The organism is Desulfosoma profundi, assembly GCF_055387865.1.
In genome coordinates, this window is the sequence record NZ_AP042420.1 from 2,657,089 (window position 1) to 2,676,711 (window position 19,623).

The window sequence follows — 19,623 nt, forward strand, 5'->3', positions numbered from 1 at the left end:
GAGGTGATACCATGCCATTTGACCCCACCGACATCATGAAAGATCGCATTACCGATATCGGTCCTCCCAAATACGACAAGTTCTTCCCGCCCTTCATTAAGGACAATTATGGGAAGTGGAAGTATCATGAAATCTTGGAACCTGGGGTTCTGGTGCACGTCTCGGAAACCGGGGCAGAGGTTTATACGGTGCGCGTCGGTGCAGCTCGTCTCCTGTCGGTCGACCTGATCCGGGAGATCTGCGATGTGGCCGATAAGCATTGTGGTGGCTACGTCAGGTGGACGACGCGCAACAACGTGGAATTCATGGTGGACGACAAGTCCAAGCTCAAACCCCTCATCGATGAGCTGAAGAGCCGCGGCAATTGGTTCCCCATCGGCGGCACGGGGGCCAGCGTGACGAACGTCGTCCACACCCAAGGTTGGATTCACTGCCACACGCCCGCCATCGATGCTTCCGGTATCGTCAAAGCGGTGATGGACGAACTGTTCGAGTATTTCGGCTCTCACAAGCTGCCGGCTCAAGTGCGGATTTCGCTGGCCTGCTGCCTCAATATGTGCGGCGCTGTGCATTGCTCAGACATCGCCATCCTCGGGGTGCACCGCAAACCGCCCATCATTGAGCATGAACGCGTGCAGAACGTCTGCGAGATCCCCTTAGTCATCGCCGCCTGTCCGACGGCCGCCATCAAACCGAAAAAGGTCGGCGACCACAAGAGCGTCGAGATCAACGAAAACCGCTGTATGTTCTGCGGCAACTGCTACACGATGTGCCCCGCGCTGCCTCTGGCCGATGGGGAAGGTGATGGGATCGCTTTGTGGGTGGGAGGCAAGGTGTCCAACTCCCGTGTGCCGCCCAAGTTCTCCAAACTCGCAGTCCCCTACATCCCCAATGAACCGCCGCGCTGGCCGACCACGGTCCAGGCTATCAAGAAAATTTTGGAAACCTATGCATCCGATGGACGCCGTTACGAGCGTATCGGAGAGTGGATCGAACGTATCGGGTGGGAACGGTTCTTCGAGAAGACGGGAATCGAGTTCCGCCACGAACATATCGACGACTACCGTCTCGCCATGACCACGTGGCGGACCACGACGCAGTTCAAGTTTTAGGAAACGACTGGGTGAGCCGACCCTGTCGGGGTCGGCTTCCCCATAGGTGAGTCGAAGATGCTGCACCGAACGCCCCGTCTAATGATCGCAGCGCTCCGAGGTGGAGCCGGAAAGACATTGGTGGCCACCGGCCTTGCGGCGGCTCTCCGTCGACGCAAGGGGCTGCGTGTCGCTCCCTTCAAGAAGGGTCCGGATTACATTGACGCGGGATGGTTGCGCTGTGCGGCGTCTTCGCCGTGCTACAATTTAGACACCTACCTGATGCCCCCGATCCCCTTGCTGAGGTCCTTCATCGACCGGTCGGAAAGGGCCGACGTGGCGCTCATTGAAGGCAACCGAGGGCTTTATGACGGTGTGGATGCTGAAGGGACGTGTTCTTCGGCGGAGCTGGCCAAGTTCCTGAAAGCACCGGTCATCTTGGTGCTGGACGCCACCAAGGTGACCCGTACGGCCGCCGCCATGGTCCTGGGATGCCAACGACTGGACCCCGAAGTGGTCGTGGCGGGTGTTGTGTTGAATCGCGTCGCCGGGGCACGCCATGAGCAGGTTCTGACACAATCGATCCAACGAGTGTGCGGGATTCCTGTCTTGGGGGTTCTTCCCAAAGATGTGGGGGTTCTTTTCCCCGAGCGGCATATGGGGCTTGTACCGGTCCACGAGCACACCTGTCTGCAAGGGACATTGGACGTGCTGGCCGATTGCATCTCCGGCCACGTGGATGTGGACGGGCTCCTCAGAATCGCGGAGAGGGCGGAACCCTTGGCTCGGCCGTCCTGTGGTGACGCTGCAGGCCGTCGTTGGAACGGGTTTTCAGACGCAGTGCGGATCGGTGTCATTCAGGATCGGGTTTTTCAGTTCTACTATCCGGAAAATTTAGAAGCCCTCCGAGAAGCCGGGGCTGATCTTGTGTTCCTCGACAGCACCACGACTCAGGTGTTGCCAGAACTGGATGCCCTTTATATCGGCGGGGGATTTCCCGAAACCCATCTTTCCCAGCTCGCGGCTAACGAGACCTTTCGGCAGTCCATTCGGGACGCGGTGGAAGAGGGCCTTCCCGTCTATGCGGAATGCGGGGGATTGATGTACCTCAGCCGAGGGATCCACACGGCGGAGGGTGTATTTCCCATGGTTGGCGTCCTGCCGTTTGCGGTGGCCATGGGCCCCAAACCGCAAGGGCACGGATATACCACGGTGGAAACGCTCCGAGGAACGCCGTTTTTCCCGGCAGGTGTGAACCTCAGAGGACACGAGTTTCACTATTCCCGCGTTGTCGATGTGCAAGGTCCCCTGGAGTGGGCTTTTCGCGTGAAAAAGGGTTTCGGGGTCTTGGAAGGCCGGGATGGGGTATGCTATAAGAATGTCTTGGCAACCTACATGCATATCCATGCCGTGGGCTGCGAGGAGTGGGCCACGGGTATGGTCGATGCGGCCCGACGGTACAAAGCCGGACGAAAATTGGAAATGATGAGCTCGGTTCTCTTCGACCCGCTTTCGGCTCGGCACAGTCCCGTATGACGTTGTCTACGGAAGATTAAAAATCAAAGGAGGATGTTCCTATGGCACAGATCGAATACAAAGGTAAGGTGTTCACCCTCGACGAAGATGGGTTCATCGACAGCTTTGACAACTGGTGCCCGGAATGGGTGGAGTATGTCAAAGAGTCGGAAGGGATCCAGGAGCTGACGGAGGAACACTGGAAAATCATCCATGTCCTCCAGGACTACTACAGGAAGCACGGGATCGCCCCCATGGTTCGGATTCTGACCAAGGTGACCGGCTACAAGCTGAAATACATCTACGAGTTATTCCCGAGCGGACCGGGCAAGGGTGCTTGTAAGATGGCCGGCCTGCCGAAGCCGACCGGCTGCGTGTAACTGGAACGACCCCTGAGGGGGGCGAGATCGTGCCCCTTCAGGGGGGTGCGATATGCGATGGCGACGGCAGGCTTTTTCGGTCCGGCGACATGAGAAAAGAATCACGAGCCAGCCGGACCGGAACTGGCGTGTATTCGCTTGACTTTGCTTGACCCTGCGAGTAAAGGCCTAGGCGGCATGAGACAAGCCGTAAGGACGAACAGCGTTCGGCCTGCCGGCGATTCCCAGAAGATCAGATGAGGAGGACGAAGAGAAATGTTTAAAGTGACAGTCGATAAGAACAAATGCACCGGCGACGGCGAATGTGTGGACGTGTGCCCGGTGGATGTCTACGAGCTCGTAGACGGCAAGGCCGAGCCTGTGAATGAAGACGAGTGCCTTGGCTGCGAGAGCTGCGTTGAGGTGTGCGAAAGCGATGCGATCACGGTGGAAGAGGTCTAAAAAACCAACTCCGCGGCAGAAAAGGCTGTAAGAAGAAGCCCGGGGGCCTCGCCCCCGGGCTTTTTTTATGATTTATACACGCGAGAGGATCGCTGGAGTCAATGCCCTGAGGGGACGGTCTCAGGGATGCCGTGGGGATTTTGATGAAAACGTTCCAACGTCTCGGCGGCGACAGCGCACAGGTGTAGCACGGGGACCATCAAAGGCGGCATGGCGAGGCGTCTCCGACAGCGACGTGTGCGACGGCCCAGCATAAAAAAGCTAGGGACGCGCCATGAGCGACGCGTCCCTAGCCGGGGTCGAACTCTGTGAGAGTCGATCAGGGATTGTTTTCGGTCCGTCTCGCTGAGGAAGAGTTGTCCACCGAAAGGCACCGGCGGCGCTCTCAGCTTTTTTCTCCCTCTTTCTTGGGATGGCACTGGACGCAGGTCGTCGGAGCGTTCGACTGTGGGTTTTGCGCTTTCAGCTTCTTGTGGCACTCTTGGCAGTTGGCATGCATGGCCAGCTTCAAATTCAGTTTTTGCTGTTCGGGGGGCAGCTTCTTCTCGCCCTCAATGGTCGGTTCGTTGTGGCATTCTTCGCACTTCTGAACGGGATCCCCCTGTTTCCAAACGTTTTTGCCGCCCTCGTACTTGTGGTGGCAATCCGCACACGCGATCTTATAGTCCTCGGCGTGCTTCTTGTGGGTGAACTGGACATTGGCCTTCGTATGCTGCGGCCACAGCTTGGAGTTCATAGTGATAACGTCCGGAGCATCGGCGGCCACGGCCACGAGGGACCCGACCAAAAGACCGACGGCCACAAAGACTAGCGGCACTAAGCTACGCTTTCCTTTCACTGTGTCACCTCCTCTCGTTGTCAGCGATTGAGTTTGTGATTCCCTTCACGGCCGCGATTATAGTGAGCTGGTTTCTCGGCCGTCAAGGCTTTTAAGATCGAAATCGACACTTGACAGTGCGTCAACTCCTTGAGCTATACTCCACAAAACAACGAGGGGCGGCAGGGCACGGGCAAGGAGGTGCGTTATGCTCTTTATGGCTATTTTCAGTTATGCGCCGGAAGATCGTGACCGCGTGATCCAGCGCACGGAACAGATCCCCGAAGTTCCAGGAACAAGCCTGAAAGGGGAATGGTTCGACGTGACAGGCCACCGGGTTTTCCGACTTTTTGAAGCCGAAGATGAAGCGCATTTGGCGGCCGCTGTGTTTCAGTGGACGGATTTGGGTGTTGCGGAGGTCGTTCCGGTGATGGAGACGAAAAAGGCGCTCAAGCTGCTGCGCCGTACCTCGAAAAAGCCATAAGCCGAGAGCCCCGTAACTTGGAGGGTCAGGTCCGAGATGGTGCCCCGGGGACGGCGGGGAGAATAGGGAAGGCGGTGCGATACCGCCACGCGAGGCCGGCGCTGTGAGCGGGGATGAAATCCCGGAGTCAACCACTGCTCCGCCGAGGGGAGCGGGAAGGTCGGGAGAGTAAAGGGAGCCGCGAGTCAGAAGACCTGCCATCCGGACGAAGCGCAGACCGAACGTTTGCTTCTGCCTGGAAGTGAGCCTTCGAGGTCTTGGGACCTCGAAGGCTTTTTTTGTGAACCAAAACCCCTAAGACTCAGGAGGCGATTGCTCATGGAGGATGAACTCCAACGCATCATGAAAAGCATTGGCCCGGTGGATTCGCATTGGGAAATGAAATCGTGGGAGCGGTTGCGATCTCAAATTCGTCCGCGCGGGTCCCTCGGGCGCTTAGAAGAAATGGCGGCTCGGCTGGGTGCCATCACGAGAAGCTTAGCACCGGACGTTTCCAAGAAAATCATTTTCACCATGGCCGGGGATCACGGCGTGGCCGAGGAAGGGGTCAGCGCCTATCCTCAGGAAGTGACGGCTCAGATGGTTTACAGCTTTGTGCGAGGATGGGCCTCCATAAATGTTCTTGCGGATCATGTGGGGGCTGACGTCCGGGTGGTGGATTTCGGCGTGGCCTCGGATCTTCCTGAAGACTGGGGTGTCATTCGCCGGAAGATCGCGAAAGGCACACGCAATATGACACGCGGTCCGGCGATGGAGCGGGAGGAAGCTGTCCGCGGGATTGTGGAAGGAGCTCGCCTTGTCACGGCCGCCGTCCAGGAGGAAGGCTACCGTCTCATCGGCACAGGAGACATGGGTATCGCCAACACGACGCCGTCCACGGCCATTGTGGCGGCCTTCAGCGGAAAGTCTGTGGCCGAACTCACCGGCCGAGGGACGGGTATCGACGACGCCGCGTGGGCTCGAAAGGTGCGAGCTGTGGAAAAGGCTTTGAACGTCAATCAACCCGATCCACGGGATCCCGTGGACGTGTTGGCCAAGGTCGGGGGATATGAGATCGCCGGGCTTGCCGGAGCGGTCCTCGGGGCCTCAGTGGCCCGCGTTCCTGTGGTGTGTGACGGTTTCATAGCGACCGCCGGGGCCCTCATCGCCTGTCGGCTTGTTCCCCAAGCCCGGGATTACCTGTTTGTGTCCCATCGAAGCCAGGAAATCGGCCACTCCACCATGATTGACCTTCTGGGCCTTGCGCCCCTCTTGGATCTGTCCATGCGGTTGGGCGAGGGGACCGGAGCGGCTTTGGCCATGAGTCTGGTGGAAGCTTCAGCAAGGGTCCTACGGGATATCAAGACGTTCGCGGAGGCTGGTGTCACGGATACCGGTCATTAACGTTTTTTCGATGGATCCGGATCTCCAGCCAGGTGCCTAATGGTCCACGCGCACCAAAGATCCCCCGGTGATTTGCAGAATGGGATAGGTCCGCTCCATGTGTCCGTCGGGAGCAAACCGCATGGGGCCCAAGGGGCCGTTAGGTAGCTCGAGCTGGAGGAGCCATTGTCTGAGCCGCATGCGATCCGGGCGGCCTTCCTTGAGGACCTGTTCCCGGGCCTGCAAGACGAGCAGAGTGGCGCTGTAGGCCTGGGCGGCTAAGAAGTCGGGATCTTCCGCGTAGGTCTCGCGGTAATCCTTCACGAATGCTTCCTGGACCGGATCCGGCGTTCCTGAAGCATCTCTTTGGAAGGCCGACGGAAACAGGGCTCCCTCCAAATAGACACCGCCCGCGGACACCAAGGATTTTTCCTCCCAAAGGTTTGTGCCCAGAAGCGTCACGCCGACAACGCCGTAATAAGGCAGTTGTGGAGCGATCAAAGCAATGGTTTGGGCGGCGTCCGGGATAAAGACGGCGTCGAGGGTGGCTTCCGCTCCGCCGCCGTAGTCTTTGGGAGCGTACTGAGCTAGTGCTTGGAGAGGGCCTTTAAAATCCGTCGTTCCCGGCGGGTAGGATGATTCCACCAGCACCTTGCCACCGAGTTCCGGAACCTTTTGGACAAAGAGGTCTTTCAAGGCCCGCCCGTACGGTTCCTCGGGATAAAGCACGCCGAAGTTTTGGAATCCGCGGACATGACGACAGTAAGCCAGCAAAGCCCCGATCATGTCCTGGTGGTCCACAAAGGCGTGAAGAAGGAAAGGGGCAGGCGAGCTGACTCGGCGCTTCTCTGTGAAACTGATTACAGGGATTCCGTACTCATTGGCCAAGGGCATGATGGCTTCGGCGCTTTTGTGGCTCAGCGGTCCGAGAACAGCGAAGACCTTTTCTTCCTTGACCAACTGGTTCAATGCATTGACTGCCACATCGGGGTTGGCTTGCGTGTCCGCGAGAATCAACCGGGCCGGCGACCCGCGGAACATTTTTTCCCAATGTTTGAGGGCGAGAGCCAACCCCTTGACCACCCGCCGGCCATGGGCGCTGTGCGGGCCGCTCAAAGGCACCATACATCCGATGCGATGAGGATCCGCCGGGGGAAGCGGCCCCATGACACCGCGAAGCTCTTCCTCAATACTTCGGGTTACAGGGTGTTGCGGGTACTGGGACATCAGCCGCATCAAGGCGTCTCGACGACCTGTGGGTGGCGCCAATTGGGTGCGGCGATAGAGCAAAAAGGGAACCAAGCGTTCGGCGCCATAGGCGTTGAGTGCTCGATCGATCGTGGGAGCGTCTAAGGTCAAGACGAGAGCAGAAGCCTCCTGGTCCAGAAGTTTCAGATCTTCTCCGGTCGGCTGGGCTGCGTAGCCCTTATCAAGCCAGAAGAGGGCGCCGTCGGGGTTTCCCGCGTCCCGATTGAGGCCGATCAGGAGGCGGATGAGTTTTTGCCTCGACGCGGGCTGGGAAGCGGTGGCTTCCCATAGGGCTTGGGCTTCTTCAATGAGCCTCTTGCGGTTTTCGCCGTCGTACCACCGTGCCTGGATCAGGCCGATCCGGGCGGTCACAGCGTCACGCCATTGGGGGTACTCTTTGAGCGCCGCTTCATAAGCCCGGCGGGCCGCGCGGGGATTTTGGGCCAAGAGCCAGAGATCGCCTTGCGCGGTGATGGCGGCTGGGGCGATGGCGTTGGAAGGGAAGAAAGTCGCGATTCTCTGGAATGTGGCTAGTGCGTCCTCCAGCCGACCGGCGTCTCGAAAAGCGATAGCTTGCTTCCATAGAGCTTGGGCTTCCGGTGGAGGCGGTTGGTGGAAGACGGCCTCGGGGATGAGCACACGCACTTGTTGCCGTGGAGCGCAGCCCAGTGGAAGAGCCGCGCACAGAATCACGCAGGAGAAGAGGCGCAAAACGTTTTTGGAGATCATGCGGTCCCTTTGCCGAAGTGATGGAAAGCGCTCGTCACGATTCGCCGGTGGCGGCCACCGGTCGAAGGATCTTCTACGGCACAAGGGGCACGTGGAATCCACGTGCCCCTTGTGCGTCGCCTCTGCCTATCAAAATGTGGAGGAAGCCGCAAGGTTTTCCAGCTTGCGGACTGGATCTATTTGTCTTTTACCTCTTCAAAGTCCGCATCCACCACATCGTCGTCAGCCTTGCCGCTTGCACCCTTGCCTGCTGAAGCCCCTTGAGAGCCCGCTTGAGCCTGTTGTTCCGCGGTTCTCTTGTACATCTCCTCAGCAAGCTTGTGAGAGGCTTGCGTCAGCTCTTCCATTTCCTTTTCGATGGCTCGCTTGTCGTCGCCTTCCATGGCTTTGCGCAGTTTTTCGATGTGCGTGTCGATCCGGCTGCGGGTGGCGGCGTCCACCTTGTCTCCGAGCTCCTTCAACGTTTTTTCCGTGCTGTAGATCAGCGCGTCGGCTTGATTGCGGGTGTCCACCAGTTCTCGACGGCGTTTGTCCTCTTCCGCATGGGCCTCGGCTTCTTTGACCAGCTTCTCGATTTCTTCTTGGGACAGGCCGCTTGAAGCGGTGATCTGGATGGACTGCTCTTTCCCCGTAGCCAAATCCTTCGCCGAAACGTGGACGATCCCGTTGGCGTCGATGTCAAAGGTCACCTCGATTTGGGGCACGCCACGGGGTGCCGGCGGGATCCCGACCAAGTCGAAACGCCCCAGGGTTTTGTTATCGGCCGCCATGGGCCGCTCTCCCTGCAATACGTGGATGGACACCGCCGTTTGGTTGTCGGTGGCGGTGGAAAAGATTTGGCTCTTCCGGGTGGGGATGGTGGTGTTCCTTTCGATGAGTTTGGTCATGACGCCGCCAAGGGTTTCGATGCCCAGCGACAGCGGGGTCACGTCCAACAAAAGCACGTCTTTGACTTCACCGGAAAGCACGGCACCCTGGATGGCGGCACCTACGGCCACCACTTCGTCGGGATTCACACCCTTGTGAGGCTCCTTTCCGAAGAACTCCCGGACCTTTTGTTGAACGCGCGGCATTCGGGTCATGCCGCCGACGAGGATCACCTCGTTGATGTCGGCGGCCGTAAGTCCAGCGTCTTGCAAAGCTTGACGCATGGGTGGCACGAGCTTCTCGATGAGGTCCTCGGTGAGGGCTTCCAGCTTCGCCCGGGTCAGCTTCATGTTCAGGTGCTTGGGTCCCGTGGCGTCGGCCGTGATGAACGGGAGATTGATGTCTGTTTCCGTGGTGGACGACAGTTCGATTTTGGCCTTCTCGGCGGCTTCTTTGAGTCGCTGCAAGGCCATTTTGTCGTTACGGAGGTCAATGCCCTGGTCTTTTCTGAACTCGTCCGCCAGCCAATCAATAATACGCTGATCGAAATCTTCGCCGCCCAGGTGAGTGTCCCCATTGGTGGCCTTTACTTCAAAAACCCCATCCCCGATTTCCAGAATAGAAATATCGTATGTCCCACCGCCCAAATCGAACACGGCGATCTTTTCGTCTTTTTTCTTGTCCAGCCCATAAGCCAGGGCTGCTGCCGTGGGTTCGTTGATGATCCGAAGCACATTCAACCCGGCGATCTTTCCGGCGTCTTTGGTGGCCTGCCTTTGGCTGTCGTTGAAATAGGCGGGTACGGTGATGACCGCGTCCGTCACTTTTTCCCCGAGGTAGTCCTCCGCGGTCTGTTTCATCTTCATGAGGATGAACGCCGAGATTTCTGTGGGACTATACTGTCGTCCGCGAATGAGGATGTGAGCGTCCCCGTTGGCCGCTTCCACGATCTTGTAAGGGAGAATCTCCAGATCTCGCTGCACTTCTTTGGATTTGTATTTGCGACCGATAAGCCGCTTCACGGCAAATACCGTGTTTTCCGGGTTGGTGATGGCCTGCCTCTTGGCTACTTGGCCGACCAGTCGTTCTCCACTGTCTGTGAAAGCAACCATGGAAGGTGTGGTGCGTCCCCCTTCCGAGTTGGTCAAGACTTTGGGTTCTTTGCCCTCCATGACGGCCACAACAGAGTTGGTTGTGCCCAAATCGATGCCGATCACTTTCGCCATTGCTTATGCCTCCCTAAAGGACCATCGATGTAAAACAGACCACTTCTTGGTGAATGTGGTGATTCATGATTTTATGCCCGTTGAGACTCCCAGACGATTCAGGCGGGCCCTTCCGATTCCTGGGAACACGACGCCGTCCGCGTCCCTTTACTCACGGCGACCAAGGCCGGCCTGAGAAGCCGTTCGTGCAATGTGTAGCCTTTCTGAAACTCTTGGATCACCGTATTGGGCGGAAATTCCTCGGATTCCTGCTGCAGGATCGCTTCGTGGAAACACGGGTCGAAATCTTTGCCCCGGGATTCAAACGGCCTGCATCCGAAACGCGCCAGCGTGTCCAGGAAATGCTTGTGGGTCATCTTGACCCCTTCCAGCAAGGACAGTTTATCCGTGTCCTGTTCCGCGTGCTGGAGGGCCCGCTCCAAATTGTCCACAACGGACAGAAGTTCTCGAATCAAACTTTCGTTGGCGTAGGCGATGGCCTCGGCGCGATCCCGCTCCAAGCGCTTTCGGGTGTTTTCGATGTCCGCCGCCTGCCGAAGAATTTTGTCTCTCAGGGATTGAATTTCCGCATCTTTTTCTTCCAACATCGCTTTGAGATTTTCCGCCGCATCATTGGGGCTCAGCCCGGATTCAGAGACAGCCTCTGAAGCATCATCTGACGCGGCCATGGGTTCCTCGTTGGCACCCACTTTCAGTTCCTCGCTCATAAATCTTCGACCTCCATAGGCTCCCGCTGCCAAGAATCGGTTTAGCTGTAATCATCCACACGGAGCCTGTCACCACCCTGGCAATGGTGGTGCCTAACTTTTTTACGATGAATCGCTTATGGGGGGAACAGAGGGTTCTTCCGGTTCTTCCAGGAACTGGCTCAACAGGGAGGCCGTAAATGTCACGACGGGAATAATGCGTGAATAGTCCATCCGTGTCGGGCCGATGACCCCAAGGACGCCCAATACCGTGTCGCCTTTCCCGTAGGGCGATGACACGACGCTCATTTCATGCAGTTCGCTGATATCGCACTCCGTTCCCAGGATGATCTGCACCTGTCGGGAGGGATCCAGAGCGCGGTCCAACAAGCGAACGATCCTCGATTTGTCTTCAAAAGCCTCCAAAATGCGCCGCATGCGTTCCACGTCGGCGAACTCAGGGTTGCTGAGCAAATGCTTATGCCCCTCAATGTGGATGTCCGTGTTTTCCAGAGCCTCCTGCAAGGCCCGCCGGCTCAGTTCCAGCGCTCGGCTGAAAAGCTGATCGAATAGGGCCTTTTCCCCCTCCATTTCCTTCAGGATCCGCTCCTTCACCTGGCTCAGGGGCACGTCCTGGAGAATCTCGTTGAGATACCGCGAGTACTTGTCCAGATTATTTTGAGGGATATCCTCGTCCCATTCCACCAAGGTGTGTTGAACCAAGCCGGATCCGGTGATCAAAACGACCAAGATCTGGCGCGCCCGAAGTCGCACGAATTCGATGTGTTTAAACCGGGTTGCACTCAGTTTGGGCCACAGAACGATGCCCGCCTGACGGCAAAAGCTCGAAAGCACTTGGCTCGTGCGGCGCAAGAGCTCTTCCACGTCCACACGGCCGGACGTGAACGCCTTGCGAATGAGCGCCTGCTGGCGCTTTTCCAGTTCCCGGATTTTCAAAATGGAATCCAGGTACAGACGGAGTCCCCTGTCCGTGGGGATGCGTCCCGCAGACGTATGGGGCTGCTGAAGGAGACCCATGTCCTCCAGGTCGGCCATGATGTTGCGAATCGTCGCCGAACTCACATTCAGCCCATAGTGCTTGGATACCGTGCGGGATCCCACGGGCTCCCCACTCCGGATGTATCCGGACACGACAGCTTCCAGCACTTTTTGGTTTCTCTCGCTGAGTTTCATTTCCCGCGCATCCCGTCCGACATTAGCACTCTATATCAAGGAGTGCTAAGCGAACATAGTGTTATCGTGCCGTTTTGTCAAGGAAGGATCATTGGTTGGGGCGAGGCGGAAGAAAGATCTTCCCCCTCGGCGAAGGCAAGCCGTCCCCTCGCCCGCAGGCCGTACGGCGTGTTCCCCCTCAGCCGCCTGGTGCAAAGGGATATTCGGATGCAGCGCTCTGTTAAATTGGGTAACCTCTTATGCGTGTATCATGTCGAAATCTTGGAAAAGATGGATGAAGTCTTCCTGCAGTTTGAAACAACTCATTTTAATGCCGGCTTCGGACTGATTGTGAAACGTGAGGATGATTTTTCCTGGAACGGCAGGGTCTTTTTCGATACGGCCGATCTCCTCCAATTCTCGAAGCACCCTTTTCTGATCGCAATCGGGCTTCAACTGGATCCACATCTTCTTCATGGGATCTCCTTTCGCAACCAAGTTCAGGTGGGCTCATCCGCGGGGGTGACGTTTTCCCCCTGCACCTTTTGCAGGCATCTGAAGACACATTCCAAACAATTGGCAGACGGTTCAGACTTTTGGCAATAGTCGGCGAAAGCTTGCAGCCAATCCGTTCCAGCGCGGGGACACGTTTTAAGAAATTCCAGGAACTGGACCAACCGTTCAAAAGCCACGGGACCGATGGCATGTTCGATCCGGCAGGCATTGGCTTCGGCCTGTTCGGGTTCCAAACGCAGAGCCGTTGTGAAAAAATCTTTGAGGATCCGGTGACGGCGGATGATCTGTTGCGCCAATTGGCGCCCTTTGGCAGTGAGCGTCACATTGCTGTAAGGGCTGTAATTGATGAGCCCTCGGATTGCCAGCGCACGTAAGGCGCCGGTAACGGACGCCCGCTGCACGCTCATCTGATCCGCAATGTCTTTGGCCCGAGCGGCTTGATGGGCATTTTCCAGGTGAAAGATCACCTCCAAATAGTCCTCCAAGCTCGCAGAGAGCCCCTCCACGGCGTCGTTGGGCATGATCCTTGTTCCTCGCGAAGTTTTTTGCCGAAAATACCCTCTAGGTCTGCAGAGGTCAAGAAAGCGCGGGGGGCCTCGCCCTCTTTTTTCTTCACATCAACAAGCCCCATGGGGGTCCCACTTCACTGCGGCTTTCGCCGTATTCCATCCAACGGTTGATCTTACCCCTCTCAACCATTATAAAAGGACGCCAATTTCGAGAACAGAAGGAGACGCCATGAAGATCAAATGCTCGTCCTGTGACTATATCGGCGAGGCCACCCCGTTACAGAAAGGATCCCGTTCCAAAGAAATCGCCCTGTGGTGCTGTTTGTTCCTTCCCGGGCTGCTCTACACCCTCTGGCGCCGCTCCAGTGACGGCAAGTACTTGGGGTGCCCTCGATGCAAAAGCGCCCAGTTCCGCACCTTGACCCGGCGTCAATGGAAAGAACTCGAGAGGCATGGGGCACTGAAGACTTAATGGGGTGTCTGGAGCGCGAGGATGACCATGGACGATCAGGTCCCCATCTACCTGGACTACAATGCCACAACACCCATCGACCCACGGGTTGCAGAAGCGATGCGACCGTGCTGGGAATCCGTCTTCGGGAACCCGTCCAGCGCCCATGCTTACGGGCGTCAAGCCAAGGCCGTCCTCGAGGAGGCCCGTGCCCGCGTGGCCGCACTGCTCAATGCCGGCCCCGAAGAGATTGTCTTTACCAGCGGCGGGACGGAATCCAACAACATGGCACTGTGCGGGGTGGCTCGCGCACTCGTCTCCCGAGGGCGGCATATCGTCACGAGCCGCATTGAACATCCGGCGGTCCTCGAACCCTGCTTGGCCTTGTTGGAAGAGGGGTTTGACGTCACCTTCGTCGAGGTGGATTCTTTCGGCATGGTGGATCCCGAGGCCTTTGCGGCCGCCTTGCGCCCCGACACCATCCTGGTCAGCCTCATGCACTCCAACAACGAAGTGGGCACGCTTCAGCCCGTCAAGACTGCCGCTGCCGCCGCCAAGTCCCGAGGCATTCTCGTCCACACGGACGCCGCACAGAGCGTGGGAAAGGTGGTTGTGGACGTGGAAGATTTGGGCGTCGACCTCCTTACGGTAGCCGGGCATAAGCTTTATGCTCCCAAAGGTGTCGGCGCCCTTTATGTGCGTCGGGGGACGCCCATCCAGAGAATTCTTTACGGCGCCGGCCAGGAGCGGGGCTTGCGGCCGGGGACGGAAAACACTTTGGAAATCGTGGGGCTGGGGATGGCCGCCACCGTGGCCATGGAAGAACTTCCGCGGGAGCTTCCCCGCATGGAAGCCCTGCGTGACCGGCTTCAGGCGCGTCTCCTTGCCGCCTTCCCCTACGCGCGCGTGAACGGCCATCCGCACCAGAGGCTGCCGAATACGCTTAGCGTGAGTTTTCCAGGCCTGACCGCCGATGCGCTTTTGGCCGCCATGCCGGGCGTGGCCGCGTCGGCAGGGGCTGCGTGCCACAGCGACTCGGTGCGTGTCTCCCATGTGTTGGAAGCCATGGGCGTTCCCTTGGACGTGGCCAAGGGAACACTGCGGTTTTCCGTGGGTCGGTTCACGTCCCACGAGGATATCGACACCGCGGCCACCATCATCGAACGGGCCGTCCGGCAGGTGCAAGACGCCCGATAAGGGAGAGCCATGCAACATCTCGAATTTCCCTGGACCGACACCGCGGCCATGCACCATCGACTCCAAGAAAAAATCTTGGACCAGGCTTTTCAAGTCTCCGACACTCCTATCTTCAAGCTGGTTTCCGGCGCTGTGAGCCGCTTCTACTTCAATTGCAAACGTGTGACCTTGGACCCTGAGGGCCAGGTCCTCATCGGCCATCTCATTTTTGAAAAAGTCAAGGACTTGGACATCCAGGGCATTGGGGGACTCACCCTGGGGGCCGACCCCATCGCGAACGCCGTCTCCTACACCTCATGGATTCGGGGCCGCCCGATCCAAGCCTTCGTGGTGCGGAAGGCTCAAAAGGAACACGGCATTCCTGCCCGCATCGAAGGGAATCTTCGGGAAGGGGATCGGGTGGTCGTGGTGGATGATGTGATCACTACCGGGGGGTCCACCATCCAAGCCATTCGGGCTTGCAAGGCTGCGGGACTCCAGGTGGTTCGAGCCGTGGTGCTGGTGGATCGTCAGGAAATGAACGGCCGGGAAAACATCTTGCAAGAAGTGGACGCCGTGGATGCTCTTGTCCTGAGAGACGACATCATGGCCTTGCATGCCAGCCGGCGTCGCTAAAGGCAGTGCGGGGGCGACCATGAACATTTTGGTCACGGGGGGCGCCGGTTACATCGGATCTCACACGGCGAAGACGATTCGAGCCTGCGGGCACACACCCATCGTGTTCGATAATCTCAGCCGTGGTTGGGTGGACTGGGTGCGCTATGGCCCATTTGTCTACGGGGACATTCGGGACGAAGAAGCCCTGTACCATGCCCTTCGAGCCTTCAAGATCGATGCGGTGATTCACTTCGCCGCTTTGGCCTTGGTGGAGGAATCGGTGCAATACCCGGCGCGATATTTCGACCACAATGTGCGAGGGACCATCGCCTTGGTTCAGGCCATGGCTCGAGCAGAAGTCCGCCGGTTGGTGTTTTCCAGCTCCGCCGCTGTCTACGGCCGGGCAAAGACATGCCCCATCCCTGAGGATCACCCTAAGGAGCCGACCAATCCTTACGGCCTTTCCAAGTGGCACTGCGAACAAATTCTGGAAACGGTGGTTCCAACGGCCGGAATCCGTCTGGCGGTGCTGCGCTACTTTAACGTCGTTGGAAACGACCCTGACGGCGAAATCTACGAACGCCACAACCCCGAAACGCATGTGCTCCCGAACCTCATGAGGGCGGCATTGACCGGGACGCCGTTTTATCTCTATGGAACGAATCATGAAACGCCGGATGGGACGGCAATCAGAGATTATGTGTATGTGTTGGATTTGGCTGAAGCCCATGTGGCTGCTCTGACCGTTTTGGAAAACCAGGATAGGCTAGTATCCAATGTGGGACGCGGAACGGGGGTGTCTGTGCGGGAGGTGGTGTCCGCTGTGGAAAGGAGTTTGGGACGCAAGGTCCAGGTCGTGGAAAAACCCAAGCGTCCTGGAGATCCCCCGGAATTGGTGGCGGACAACGCCTTTCTCAAGACATGGTTCAGCCGCCCTTTCAAGACGCTTCCTGAAGTCATCGATGAAATGGCCACCCAGCGGGCTTTCCTCCAGAGCGTATGATGGAACGGACCCGCCGACATCGGTGAGATTCCTCAATCGGTGAGATTGCACTGAGGCATAAAACTGTCTTAAAGACATCATTTCAGACCCTTTTCGCTTTGGGATTTCCTAATCACACACCCGGCAGCTCCGTCGATTCGCATGTCTGAAGATCAGCCCATGCCGTCTCTTTCCAAGGTTTCAGCTCTAGGCTTATGCCGAACTCCATGCATGGCGGGGTAGTCTCCGTCGAGGCGGTCCCCGCGTGGACGCCCCGATATCGGAGTTCGCCCTGATCCCATGGGCCGCACCGACTCCGGTTAGGCACGGGGGGTCGCCCCTGCGATTTCGTTGCCCGAGACCATCGATTCCACATCATGACCACTGCACAATAAAGCGATGGCCGGGATCGTACGGCTTCAGGGATAGGGAATGGCCGGACATCCGGTTATTGATGACCTCGCGGCTCTGTTCGGACGTACCCCGCCTGGTCCACAGGGAAAAGAGCGGGAGAAGAATTCACGCCAAACGGCACAAGGAAGGCGCCCGATGTGGTCGAGCTGATGTCGGGACACCGGATCCGTCGAACCAGCGGGTTTTTTCGGAGGGTCTCAAAAGTCTTGCGGGTTCAGTAAGAAGGCCTTCAGTGTGTCAATGGAGAGCACATCTTCGAATCGAGCCGGGTCCCATCGGGGGTGGTTGTCTTTGTCAACGAGCCGTGCCCGCACACCCTCCCAAAAATCATGATGCTCGATGATCCACCGGGCCGCGCGTTCATCTACGGCAAAAACCTCTTCGATTGGCCGACCTTGTTGAATCTTCAACAACGCAAGTGTCAGTGTCACCGCTGTTGGGGACCTTTCGGACAATCGTCGAAAAACCCCTTCACAGAGACGGCTTTGCACCTGGCACTGAGACAGACGACTCAACAACACGGGTATGCTCGCAATGTGATGGAAATAGGTGCGGACCCAAGCGTCCATTTCGGGGTCTTGGGGCAGAGGAGTATTTTCCTCAAAGGCCGCGGCAACCTCCCGGAGCCTGCGGGCTGCTTCGGCGCGGTTGTCTGGGAGCCGGGGAGCCGCGTGTTCCAGCTGACGGATGAAGTCGCCCAAACGTTGCGTTTGCAAAAAATGGGTTGCCAAACCGAGCCGAACCGCGTGGGGTCCGTAGACGTCATCCCCCGTGAGCGCGAGATACTCCGGATAGCCCGGCGGGCACTTGGTAAAAAGCCATGATGTGGATCCCACGTCCGGGAAAAAGCCGATGCGCGTTTCCGGCATGGCCATGTGGGTCGTCTCTGTTGCGACCACGACGTCGGCTCCGGCGGCCAAGCCCAGTCCGCCGCCCATGGTCACTCCATGAGCCACAACAATCACGGGTTTCGGGTACTTGTGAAGGGTCAAGTCTAAGGCATACTCTTCCCGGAAAAAAACTTGTGCGTCGGCGCGGGCCCCGGATCGAACCTGGAGCGCGACCCATTTGATATCGCCTCCCGCGCAAAAGCCTTTTGAACCCTCTCCGGTCAGCACAACGCAACGCACCTCATTGTCGTCCTTGGCGGCATCCAAGGCGGAAGCAATGCGCCGGACCATGTTCAAAGACAGACTGTTCAGGGCTTCCGGGCGATTCAGCCGGATGTGAAGGCAGGCCCCGACGGTGCGGATGAGCACTTGGTCATGCTCGGCTGCGGTCCATTCATACATAGCTTTACGCTCCTCATCGGTTTCAGTGGCGGCACGGGTTCGCAGGCATTCTTGTGTAATTTAAACATGATCCACGGTGAGGTCACCGAGTGTGACGAGTTTTCCTTCAACGTCGCAATGCTGTCATTTTTCTTGCGCGAGCTGCAGGGCATTGCTAAACTCATTTTACTGCCTTGTGACAGCACATGTATCTGTTTGATTCTTATCCATATCCTCTGCGATTCCCGACTTGACGGATCCATTTCTCAGCGCCTCATCCTATTCCCGCCCCCAAGGACTTCTCCCAATGGGTATGGAAATGTGCATCCATGGGCTGACGTGCGTCACAGGCATGGGACGACCACAGGAAGTGTCGAACGCACAACCATTGGTGGGAGGGAATCCATGCGACTCATTGTCATCGGGCAGGCGCCCTTCGGGCGGGATTGCTTGCAAGCTCTGTTGGATCGCGGAGAACAGGTCGTCGGAACCATAACCATACCCGACGTGCCGGGAGCGAAGAAGCCGAATCCTTTCAAGGAACTCGCCATGGAACGTGGCCTTCCCCTTCTGCAACCACGAACCCTCAAAGGGCCCGAAGTCCTGGACTGGGTTCGGGATAAAAAACCGGACCTGTTCGTCTTAGTTTTTGTGACCCAATATATGGGTAAAGACGTTATCGAGGCGGCTTCGCATGGCGGCATCAATTACCACCCCTCGCTTCTGCCTAAATACCGGGGAGGGAGTGCCATCGCCTGGGCGATCCTCCATGGGGAGCTTCAGACAGGGGTCACCATCCACTATATCGACGACGGCGTGGATACGGGGGACATTGTCCTCCAAGAGGCCGTGCCCATCGGCCCCGAGGACACGACGACGACCCTGTATTTCAATAAATTGTATCCCTTGGGAGTGAAATTGGTACCCGAAGCCGTTCGTCTGATCCGCGAGGGGAAAGCGCCGAGGATTCCTCAGGATCCCCGTCTGGCTTCCTTTCAACCGGCCTTGAAGCGCGAACATACGGGAATTGACTGGCGCCAGACATCGGGGTCCATCTTTAATCTCATTCGAGGGGCTTTTCCCGTGCCGGGGGCGGAAACACGATGGCAGGGCAAGAATCTGACGATTTTGGAAGCCGCTTCCATGCCCAGTGAAACGTGGGAAAGACCGACCGCCGCGCCGGGAGAAATTCTCGATCTCGGTGACGATGGGTTTACAGTGCAAACCGGCCTCGGGGTTTTGAAGGTCAAGAAGGTCCAGACAAAAGAAGCCGGAAAGCTCGGTGCTTCGGATTTTGCGAGATCATGTGGACTGAAAGCGGGAGATGTTCTTGAATCTATTGTCCCCGCGGCGACGCCCTCCGGCGCCTAACGTCTTTCGTGGGACGACTCTCCTGATGGGAGCCCGTCTCTCAAACGGTCTGTCGTCACGCCGCGGCTGAACCGTGCCCTGTTTGGGCGTTCCCATGCTGGTGCGTCCGGATCTGAGGCACGGTCGGATTTTCTCTTGAGTCGCCACACCGTCACTTCCTGCGGAGGGGGCGCCGTGTCGCTCCACGCGGACCGTCAGGCGCCATTCCCTCTGGGCAGGAAGACGAAAACCGGCCCCTCCTTCACTCCCTCCCTCGTCTACCTTTCCCGGTCCACTGGTTCCGACCTTTTTCTTTC

Annotated in this window: 19 protein-coding genes and 1 riboswitch; of the genes, 11 read left to right on the forward strand and 8 right to left on the reverse strand. The window is 57.9% G+C overall.

The window, feature by feature from the left end:
- The first annotated feature begins 11 nt into the window (after positions 1 to 11).
- The 4 genes from dsrB (at position 12) to ACZ5K9_RS11510 (ending at position 3,427) form a co-directional block, all read left to right on the forward strand.
- Positions 12 to 1,112, forward strand: a complete 1,101-nt coding sequence (gene dsrB, locus ACZ5K9_RS11495) for a dissimilatory-type sulfite reductase subunit beta (RefSeq protein ID WP_464271475.1) — start codon at positions 12 to 14, stop codon at positions 1,110 to 1,112.
- Between the two features lie 57 nt (positions 1,113 to 1,169).
- On the forward strand, positions 1,170 to 2,627 hold the full coding sequence (locus ACZ5K9_RS11500) for a cobyrinate a,c-diamide synthase (protein WP_464271476.1): 1,458 nt from the start codon (positions 1,170 to 1,172) through the stop codon (positions 2,625 to 2,627).
- A gap of 41 nt (positions 2,628 to 2,668) precedes the next feature.
- Positions 2,669 to 2,986, forward strand: a complete 318-nt coding sequence (locus ACZ5K9_RS11505; RefSeq protein WP_464271477.1) for a TusE/DsrC/DsvC family sulfur relay protein — start codon at positions 2,669 to 2,671, stop codon at positions 2,984 to 2,986.
- 255 nt (positions 2,987 to 3,241) lie between these two features.
- On the forward strand, positions 3,242 to 3,427 hold the full coding sequence (locus ACZ5K9_RS11510) for a ferredoxin (RefSeq protein WP_448383542.1): 186 nt from the start codon (positions 3,242 to 3,244) through the stop codon (positions 3,425 to 3,427).
- A gap of 385 nt (positions 3,428 to 3,812) precedes the next feature.
- Here the strand turns inward: ACZ5K9_RS11510 and ACZ5K9_RS11515 are convergent, their stop codons facing one another.
- Positions 3,813 to 4,265 (reverse strand): cytochrome c3 family protein, encoded by a 453-nt coding sequence (locus ACZ5K9_RS11515; RefSeq protein ID WP_464271478.1) that lies wholly within the window; start codon positions 4,263 to 4,265, stop codon positions 3,813 to 3,815.
- Between the two features lie 187 nt (positions 4,266 to 4,452).
- Here ACZ5K9_RS11515 and ACZ5K9_RS11520 point away from each other — a divergent pair, with 187 nt between their 5' ends.
- Together ACZ5K9_RS11520 and cobT are read left to right on the forward strand one after the other, a co-directional pair.
- On the forward strand, positions 4,453 to 4,728 hold the full coding sequence (locus ACZ5K9_RS11520) for a DUF3303 domain-containing protein (RefSeq protein WP_464271479.1): 276 nt from the start codon (positions 4,453 to 4,455) through the stop codon (positions 4,726 to 4,728).
- A gap of 35 nt (positions 4,729 to 4,763) precedes the next feature.
- Positions 4,764 to 4,930, forward strand: a riboswitch (cobalamin riboswitch).
- A 116-nt stretch (positions 4,931 to 5,046) separates the two neighbouring features.
- A complete protein-coding gene (cobT, locus tag ACZ5K9_RS11525; RefSeq protein WP_464271480.1) occupies positions 5,047 to 6,111 on the forward strand; it encodes a nicotinate-nucleotide--dimethylbenzimidazole phosphoribosyltransferase in 1,065 nt (354 codons plus the stop codon).
- Positions 6,112 to 6,147: 36 nt separating this feature from the next.
- Here the strand turns inward: cobT and ACZ5K9_RS11530 are convergent, their stop codons facing one another.
- The 6 genes from ACZ5K9_RS11530 to ACZ5K9_RS11555 form a co-directional block, all read right to left on the reverse strand.
- Positions 6,148 to 8,067 (reverse strand): penicillin-binding protein activator, encoded by a 1,920-nt coding sequence (locus tag ACZ5K9_RS11530; protein WP_464271481.1) that lies wholly within the window; start codon positions 8,065 to 8,067, stop codon positions 6,148 to 6,150.
- A 176-nt stretch (positions 8,068 to 8,243) separates the two neighbouring features.
- Positions 8,244 to 10,160, reverse strand: a complete 1,917-nt coding sequence (gene dnaK, locus ACZ5K9_RS11535; RefSeq protein ID WP_464271482.1) for a molecular chaperone DnaK — start codon at positions 10,158 to 10,160, stop codon at positions 8,244 to 8,246.
- A 98-nt stretch (positions 10,161 to 10,258) separates the two neighbouring features.
- Entirely contained in the window at positions 10,259 to 10,867 is a 609-nt protein-coding gene (gene grpE / locus ACZ5K9_RS11540; protein WP_464271483.1) for a nucleotide exchange factor GrpE, read from the reverse strand.
- A 102-nt stretch (positions 10,868 to 10,969) separates the two neighbouring features.
- Positions 10,970 to 12,040, reverse strand: coding sequence for a heat-inducible transcriptional repressor HrcA (gene hrcA, locus ACZ5K9_RS11545; RefSeq protein ID WP_464271484.1), 1,071 nt, complete (start codon positions 12,038 to 12,040; stop codon positions 10,970 to 10,972).
- A 237-nt stretch (positions 12,041 to 12,277) separates the two neighbouring features.
- Positions 12,278 to 12,496, reverse strand: coding sequence for a hypothetical protein (locus tag ACZ5K9_RS11550; protein ID WP_464271485.1), 219 nt, complete (start codon positions 12,494 to 12,496; stop codon positions 12,278 to 12,280).
- 23 nt (positions 12,497 to 12,519) lie between these two features.
- Positions 12,520 to 13,056, reverse strand: a complete 537-nt coding sequence (locus ACZ5K9_RS11555; RefSeq protein WP_464271486.1) for a metal-dependent transcriptional regulator — start codon at positions 13,054 to 13,056, stop codon at positions 12,520 to 12,522.
- 217 nt (positions 13,057 to 13,273) lie between these two features.
- On the opposite strand from ACZ5K9_RS11555, the gene ACZ5K9_RS11560 reads away from it, so the two are divergent.
- The 4 genes from ACZ5K9_RS11560 to galE are packed head-to-tail and all read left to right on the forward strand — an operon-like array spanning position 13,274 to position 16,292.
- The gene (locus ACZ5K9_RS11560) at positions 13,274 to 13,516 is read left to right on the forward strand and encodes a hypothetical protein (protein WP_464271487.1); all 243 of its coding nucleotides are present in this window, start codon (positions 13,274 to 13,276) and stop codon (positions 13,514 to 13,516) included.
- 27 nt (positions 13,517 to 13,543) lie between these two features.
- The gene (locus ACZ5K9_RS11565; RefSeq protein WP_464271488.1) at positions 13,544 to 14,692 is read left to right on the forward strand and encodes a cysteine desulfurase family protein; all 1,149 of its coding nucleotides are present in this window, start codon (positions 13,544 to 13,546) and stop codon (positions 14,690 to 14,692) included.
- A 9-nt stretch (positions 14,693 to 14,701) separates the two neighbouring features.
- Positions 14,702 to 15,307, forward strand: a complete 606-nt coding sequence (gene pyrE / locus ACZ5K9_RS11570) for an orotate phosphoribosyltransferase (RefSeq protein WP_464271489.1) — start codon at positions 14,702 to 14,704, stop codon at positions 15,305 to 15,307.
- 19 nt (positions 15,308 to 15,326) lie between these two features.
- On the forward strand, positions 15,327 to 16,292 hold the full coding sequence (galE, locus tag ACZ5K9_RS11575) for a UDP-glucose 4-epimerase GalE (protein ID WP_464271490.1): 966 nt from the start codon (positions 15,327 to 15,329) through the stop codon (positions 16,290 to 16,292).
- A 590-nt stretch (positions 16,293 to 16,882) separates the two neighbouring features.
- On the opposite strand, the gene ACZ5K9_RS11580 is transcribed toward galE, so the two are convergent.
- Positions 16,883 to 17,977: an enoyl-CoA hydratase/isomerase family protein gene (locus ACZ5K9_RS11580; RefSeq protein WP_464271491.1), complete on the reverse strand. Its 1,095-nt coding sequence runs from the start codon at positions 17,975 to 17,977 to the stop codon at positions 16,883 to 16,885.
- 384 nt (positions 17,978 to 18,361) lie between these two features.
- Between ACZ5K9_RS11580 and ACZ5K9_RS11585 the strand changes: the two genes are divergently transcribed.
- Positions 18,362 to 19,327 (forward strand): methionyl-tRNA formyltransferase, encoded by a 966-nt coding sequence (locus ACZ5K9_RS11585; protein ID WP_464271492.1) that lies wholly within the window; start codon positions 18,362 to 18,364, stop codon positions 19,325 to 19,327.
- Positions 19,328 to 19,623: the final 296 nt, after the last annotated feature.